Source organism: Brevibacillus reuszeri (genome assembly GCF_002897295.1).
GTDB classification, from domain to species: Bacteria; Bacillota; Bacilli; order Brevibacillales; family Brevibacillaceae; genus Brevibacillus; species Brevibacillus reuszeri_A.
This window is the reverse complement of sequence record NZ_BEXF01000104.1, coordinates 1-1,065: the sequence shown is the minus strand read 5'-3', so window position 1 is coordinate 1,065 and position 1,065 is coordinate 1. Positions and strand designations below refer to the sequence as shown.

Sequence of the window (1,065 nt, the reverse complement as noted above, 5' to 3'; positions counted from 1 at the left end):
TGGTGAAGCGGTTTAACACAGCAGCCTTTCACGCTGTCATACAGGGGTTCGAATCCCCTACGGGTCACCATACTTTACCCCAAAAAGTGAAGTGAAGCTTCGTAGCAACACCGAGTACTTTTCGGGGAACCCAACAACTGTTTGGGGCCCAACGAAAGTTGGGGAATAGGGAGGCTTAGCTCAGCTGGGAGAGCATCTGCCTTACAAGCAGAGGGTCGGCGGTTCGATCCCGTCAGCCTCCACCACTTATATTTTAAAGGATAAGGAAGGTCAGCTAAAAGCACCACGTCCTGTGGTAACGCTGACACTCGATCGTCCTGATCATCGCGGGATGGAGCAGCTCGGTAGCTCGTCGGGCTCATAACCCGAAGGTCGCAGGTTCAAATCCTGCTCCCGCAACCAAATTTTTCACTTGAACTACGTCGAATGTTCCTCTTGCTCAAGTGAGATGGGAGTGCCCTTGGGTACAACCAAATATGGAGCTGTGGTGAAGTTGGAGTTCACGCCGGTCTGTCACACCGGAGGTCGCGGGTTCGAGTCCCGTCAGCTCCGCCATCTTAATGTAAACAGATGGCGATCATTCACAGATATGAAAAAAGTTTATTTCCACTAAAAAAGACTTGATTTTTCTTGAATGATACCTTATACTATAATAGTACGCCGGTATAGCTCAATTGGTAGAGCACCTGACTTGTAATCAGGGGGTTGTGGGTTCAAGTCCTATTGCCGGCACCATGTTTCATGGGGAGATAGTGAAGTGGCTAAACACGGCAGACTGTAAATCTGCTCCCTCCGGGTTCGGCGGTTCGAATCCGTCTCTCCCCACCATTTTTATATTACGAGCCATTAGCTCAGTTGGTAGAGCATCTGACTTTTAATCAGAGGGTCGAAGGTTCGAGTCCTTCATGGCTCACCAGTGTTTTATTGCCAAGCTTAACATGCGGTCATGGCGGAATTGGCAGACGCGCTAGATTCAGGTTCTAGTGGTGGCAACACCGTGGAGGTTCAAGTCCTCTTGACCGCACCAAACAACGCACAACTAAATTCATTTATGCGGACGTAGCT

At 49.5% G+C, this 1,065-nt stretch carries 7 tRNA genes; all 7 read left to right on the top strand.

Features of this window, described 5'->3' with window-relative positions:
- Nucleotides 1–169 precede the first annotated feature (169 nt).
- Nucleotides 170–245: transfer RNA gene (locus C3B52_RS35635), tRNA-Val, on the top strand.
- A gap of 80 nt (nt 246–325) precedes the next feature.
- A tRNA-Met gene (locus C3B52_RS35630) sits at nt 326–402 on the top strand.
- A 76-nt stretch (nt 403–478) separates the two neighbouring features.
- Nucleotides 479–555: transfer RNA gene (locus C3B52_RS35625), tRNA-Asp, on the top strand.
- 104 nt (nt 556–659) lie between these two features.
- Nucleotides 660–735: transfer RNA gene (locus C3B52_RS35620), tRNA-Thr, on the top strand.
- Between the two features lie 8 nt (nt 736–743).
- Nucleotides 744–828, top strand: a tRNA-Tyr gene (locus C3B52_RS35615).
- Between the two features lie 12 nt (nt 829–840).
- Nucleotides 841–916 (top strand) — tRNA-Lys (locus C3B52_RS35610).
- 24 nt (nt 917–940) lie between these two features.
- Nucleotides 941–1,027: transfer RNA gene (locus C3B52_RS35605), tRNA-Leu, on the top strand.
- Nucleotides 1,028–1,065: the final 38 nt, after the last annotated feature.